The organism is Butyrivibrio sp. INlla16, assembly GCF_900104155.1.
In the GTDB taxonomy this organism is placed as follows: domain Bacteria; phylum Bacillota; class Clostridia; order Lachnospirales; family Lachnospiraceae; genus Butyrivibrio.
Window position 1 is genome coordinate 1 of sequence record NZ_FMYB01000103.1, and the last position, 5385, is coordinate 5385.

The window sequence follows — 5385 nt, forward strand, 5'->3', positions numbered from 1 at the left end:
CTTATGAGCACTATCCTTCAGAATAAACCAGCTAACGATCCGGTATATCAATTCCTTGACCGAAAACGCTCTGAAGGTAAGAATTACTATGTCTACATGACTGCTGGGGCTAATAAGTTTCTCCGTATTTACTATGGCAAAGTGAAAGCTCATTACAGAGAACTCGAAGCACAATCCCAAGAGCAATAATCAGTTGTCCAATATCAAGTCTTTCAAACCGGCAAATCATGGCGGTTTGTTTGTCATACAATTTTTCATACTTGCAACTTTCTTCAATTTTCTATTGACTTTTTATTAGTAGGCTTTCTACATTTGCTCCTGAACCAGACACAAACTCGAAAACACTTCGTGTTTCCTCGTTCGCGTTGCTCGCCATATATAGATTTTTGCTTTCATGCAAGCATGAGCAAAAATCTCTGCATGGCTCTGCTTCACTCGCAAAAAGGCTCGTCCTTGTAAAAAAGGACGAGCCTGAACTCGCTGTACCACCTGTTTACGCATACTCCCCGAATTTACGGTTTTATATGATTCTCCGTAACGGGGAGACTCCGTCATGGCTTACTTAAGTTCTGCCATGCAGCTCAGAAGTGATTTTCTATATTCTGTACTTGCACCTACTCGCACCATCCGCAGGCTCTCTGAAGCTTTCCATAAATATATACTGTCTTCGTCACAGCTTTTTCTATACAATTAAAAATTATTTTATTCATAGTATTAAAAAAAGTCAATAGGATGTATCGATTTTATTCATTATAATAAACGCTTTCCTTTTCATAGAATAAAACTGCCCCGTCTTTATAAGGTGAGCCGTCATGGGGATACAGAATATCCGGATCGACTGTTATAGGCAAAATCTCGACATTCTGCTCATCACTCGTAAGTCTTCTCGTATTATCCTGCATAATCTCCCCGTACTGCTGCGCTGTATTATCCTTCAAACTCGTAATTGCCGAGGATGTAAGATACCTCCCCGGAAACAGAATTATCACTCGGATACACGCTGCAACTATCACAAAAACTGCTGCCGCACTTAATGCTCTTACCAGAGTTCTGTTATATCCCCGCTGTTTTCTTGCAAAAAACCATCCCGTGTAATAAAACACATTCAGAACTATAAGCAATATGAAAACATAGAAAACCGCATTCGATACCCTGTTAACCGAGAGCTGCTCTTCTATATATACTTTTGAAATCTCAGAATTTCCAATATAAGCAAAAGGCGAATACAAGGCTGAAATAAGGCAAAAGCTAAGTACAGTAATCACACCCGGCAAAGGAAACTTGAACTTTACCGCATTCCTTTTCTGCAGTTCCAGAAAAGTTCTCCATATAAGAATTCCTGCGAGAATTGCAAATCCCAGTACTTCAATACTTATATGACGAAGAACAAAATGATATCCCAATACAAAAGAATTCCTAACGGTGACAAATACACTGTTTTTTACGGAGTTTGCCATTGCCATGCGATTTTTATTACCCGGTGAAAGAAGATTCAGGGCTGTCCCCACAAAATAAATCAGTGAAGGAATAATCGCTCTTTTAATATGTGAGCAGTCCTTGTCACCAGACAGGAGCTGGCTTAACAGCGCAAACAAAACTGCCATGATGATAAAAAGAAGTCCGCCAAAAACAGTTATATTATTTACTCCCGCAGCCAGAAATCCCACAAGAGATGAAAGCACTGTTAATAGCATGGATTTTTCACGAATAAAGGAATTCTTCAGAAGAAGTGCCAGAAAAAGCACAAATAAAGCATGTCCAAAGGTATAATGAACAGCGCTGTTATACCAGGTAAAGCCTTCGGCCTTTCCATCCACTAGTTCAACAGTGATAAGAAAGGTCAATAAAAACAGCGGATAATTCATCCTGTCTGTTTTTAAGACATCTTTTCCAATCACCTTAAAAAGTGCAAAGTACGATAAAAATATCGCTCCAAGCATAATAAATGAAGTCAGGTGATAGAACTCCGTCTTGAAAACCGCCGGCTGAAGCTCCATCAGAAAGCAGGAGGTATAAGTCCCCTGCCATCCAAAATATGTATCTATCGTATCCTCAAAGGCTGCCCCTATAGCCTTAAGTACAGAGCCCGTATGGACAAATGCCCTATGAGGCAACGCACCGTAAGTAAAATCATCCGCCCAGGGAAAGGCATACCTTGCGATATAGATAACGGGGACAATAAGTGCCAACGTGATTACGGTCAATAAGCAGCATTTAAATTTATATTTTGATTCCGATTCAATAGTATAATCAGACTCTCTCATTTATATCTCCGGCTTCAGTTTTCTTTTTTCTTAAAGAACTTGAAAAGCATAGGATAAGCACCAAGCATCACAAACACAACTATCGTGTATCTGATGAATCTCACCATAAAAGCACCCGTGGTGTTGGATGCAAGAAATTCATTTGAAAAAGGAAGCTTAAGAGCAGTATTTAGTACCAGATAAACAGCCGCTCCTCCCACAAGCCTTATAATTATTTCAAGCGGTTTTCTTGTCTCTTCAAAATTAACAAGTCTTTTCTCAAATTCTATAGCCAGATAAAAACCGGCCATAACTCCCATTGCTGTATAGTAATCAGCTGTTTTGCAATAGAAAAAGCCAATTGAAGAAACCGCGAAGAATATAAGATTTAACAGTGAGCGTCTCTCTTCTCCGACCTTTTCATAAACAAGCGGAACGATGCATACAATGACAATACCTGCAGCCCAACCCGTCATAACATCCGTAGGATAATGAACTCCTACCACTACTCTCGATATTCCAACAAGTAAGGTAATTATAATAGCTATAATTATGACTAAACGCTTCCGCAAATATCCTGCAAGTGATCCGTACACTGTTGCCGAGTTCATAGAATGAGCACTCGGAAAAGAGTAGCCCTGCGCCGAAATATCATCCAGAGCTCCCGATTTTTCCACAGGCCTGAAGCACTTAATGTTTTCATGAACCATATAAGGCCTTAGTCTTAGTGCAATATTTTTAATCAGAGGATTGAGCACCCCTCCTAATACCGCGTTTGTCCCGATATAGATTCCAAACTGCTTGTCATAACACCAGTAGAGAAATCCCAAAACAAAAAGCAGAATGCTCTCTTCTCCAAGCGCAGAAAAGTGCGAAATAAAACCGGCTCCGGTCTCTCCGAAAAAGTTCTGAAGCCATTCCATCAGCTGTGGCTCAAAACCAAAATAAAAAGTATTCCCCATAAGAAAAAATCTCCTTGAATTACTTATTAACTTCTCTATTTTATCAGATGAATTCCGCTATTTCCAATTTGTGTTATACTTTTTTATTATCGATCAGGGAGAAAAAATGCTTCAAATAATTGAAACCACCAATCTCGAATCAGCCGAGCTTTCAATTTACAGCGAGCAGTCCGAAGTACAGCTTTATCGTATAAACGAACCTGCTCCGGGTATTTTTATTGCAGAGAGTCCGAAGGTAATAGAACGCGCTTTAATTGCCGGCTATGAGCCGATTTCCGTCCTAATCGAAGATAATCAGATCAGAGGTGAAGCCTCTTTGGTATTAGAAAAACTTGCATCACTTCCCTTTGAAGTTCCTGTATTTTCCGCAAGTGACAGCATTCTCACATCGATTACCGGTTTTCACCTCACTCGCGGGGTACTGTGTGCTATGAAAAGAAGACCGCTGCCGTCTGTAGACGAGGTTTGCAAAGATGCTCGAAGAGTAGCCGTTCTTGAAAATGTGACTAATCCCACCAACGCAGGTGCAATCGTAAGAAGTGCTGCTGCTCTTTCCATGGACGCTGTTCTCTTTTCTCACGGATGTACCGATCCCTTATATCGCCGCGCAATCCGCGTAAGCATGGGTACGATATTCCAGATTCCCTGGACATTTCTTCCGGAAACAGGAAGCATGGACGTCTTGAAAGCTCTTGGCTATTCAACCGTGGCCATGGCTCTTCGTGATAATTCCAGATCTATAGACGATCCGAAGATAACCGCTTCCGACAAACTTGCTGTATTCCTCGGTGCTGAGGGAGACGGGCTCTTACCTGAGGCTATAGATGCCTGCGATTATTGTGTAAAAATTCCTATGTCACATGGCGTTGACTCGCTTAATGTAGCTGCTGCCAGTGCTGTAGCATTCTGGGCCTTGTCTCGTTAAAGCAGTCCTCTTGTCCTTCTGTTTAAGGTATTTAGCACATTCTTTTTATCAAGACTCCAAAGCGGCTCTACAAGCAGTCGCCTTGGACCATCTCCGGTCATTCTGTGGATTACCGTATCTCCGGGAAGTATTTTCAGACTTTCCGAGATTAATTCCGCATGTTCATCCAGTGTCAAAATATGAAAAGGATTCTCTTTGTACTCCTCATACATCTGAGTTCCTTTCAGTATCTGCAGATTCTGCAACTTTATTCCATCAAGCGAAGGCTTCAAATCTGAAAGATAGCCTACAGTTTCCAGCATATCCTCCTTAGTCTCACCGGGTAATCCAAAAATAACATGAACAATTACCTCTATACCTGCCTCTTTCAGATTTTTATATGCTTCCTCAAATACCTCTAGAGTATATCCCCTGTGAAGATGCTCAGCAGTTTCCTCATGAATCGTCTGTAGCCCCAGCTCAATCCACACAGGTTTTATCTCCCTTAGCTCCCTAATCATTTGAAGCACTTCACTTCCAAGACAGTCAGGCCTTGTCCCTATAGAGAGAATCTCAATGTCTTCTCTTTGGATTGTCTCAAGATACAGCTTTTTTAGCCTTTCTACATCTCCATAGGTATTGGTATATGACTGAAAATATGCTATGAACTTCCTCGCATCTGTTTTATTTTGTATTCGTCTTTTGGCATCTTCTATCTGTTCATCCACAGAAGCAATTTCAGCCGCAAACTCTCCGGAGCCACCCTCCGAACAAAAGGTACAGCCTCCTGTAAGATGTGTTCCGTCAGGTAAAACAATGCTTCCGTCTCTGTTCGGACATGTGCAGCCTGAAGTCAGAGATAGTCTGTAAACCTTCTCGCCATATTTATTTTTTAAATAATCGGATAACCTGATAGCCATTATCAATACTCTTCTTTTTGCGTATTTTCATATTAGGTGACTTGTAATAGTTAATTCCACTTTGTAAGAGTAAATTCCACCTTGTAGGAGTAAATTCCACGGGGTGGAGTTTTCTTTTTACAAAAATGATGGATTTTTATCCACATTTACGGCTATAATAGCACAAAAGTCGGAAAAATGCGTATGACAATCAGAAGTCGAGTTCACGTTGTCCTGTTAAGAGTTAGTGAATTCCACCCCTAATGATGGTAGGTATGAATGTCATCCAACTACGCAGAACTCCGGCTTTTTTTATTATGAAATGGAAGTTTCTGCTCCGCAGAAACCTCGGAATTTAATAGTTAATGGTCAAAATA

At 40.7% G+C, this 5385-nt stretch carries 4 protein-coding genes, 1 pseudogene and 1 other annotated feature; of the genes and pseudogenes, 2 read left to right on the top strand and 3 right to left on the bottom strand.

Annotated features, from left to right (window positions below; translation table 11 throughout):
* A pseudogene (locus BLR42_RS23415) lies at window positions 1–189 on the top strand (IS110 family transposase); the annotation flags it as partial.
* 269 nt (window positions 190–458) lie between these two features.
* Window positions 459–683: a binding site (T-box leader), on the bottom strand.
* A gap of 60 nt (window positions 684–743) precedes the next feature.
* Here BLR42_RS23415 and BLR42_RS21715 read toward each other — a convergent pair.
* Together BLR42_RS21715 and BLR42_RS21720 are read right to left on the bottom strand one after the other, a co-directional pair.
* A complete protein-coding gene (locus tag BLR42_RS21715) occupies window positions 744–2264 on the bottom strand; it encodes a hypothetical protein (protein ID WP_091873707.1) in 1521 nt (506 codons plus the stop codon).
* Between the two features lie 14 nt (window positions 2265–2278).
* Window positions 2279–3205, bottom strand: coding sequence for a phosphatase PAP2 family protein (locus BLR42_RS21720; protein ID WP_091873710.1), 927 nt, complete (start codon window positions 3203–3205; stop codon window positions 2279–2281).
* Between the two features lie 106 nt (window positions 3206–3311).
* Here BLR42_RS21720 and BLR42_RS21725 point away from each other — a divergent pair, with 106 nt between their 5' ends.
* Window positions 3312–4130: a TrmH family RNA methyltransferase gene (locus tag BLR42_RS21725; RefSeq protein ID WP_091873712.1), complete on the top strand. Its 819-nt coding sequence runs from the start codon at window positions 3312–3314 to the stop codon at window positions 4128–4130.
* Here the strand turns inward: BLR42_RS21725 and BLR42_RS21730 are convergent.
* A complete protein-coding gene (locus tag BLR42_RS21730) occupies window positions 4127–5029 on the bottom strand; it encodes a tRNA modification radical SAM protein MnmL/YtqA (RefSeq protein ID WP_091873715.1) in 903 nt (300 codons plus the stop codon). The two genes, BLR42_RS21725 and BLR42_RS21730, sit on opposite strands and share 4 nt — an antisense overlap.
* Window positions 5030–5385: the final 356 nt, after the last annotated feature.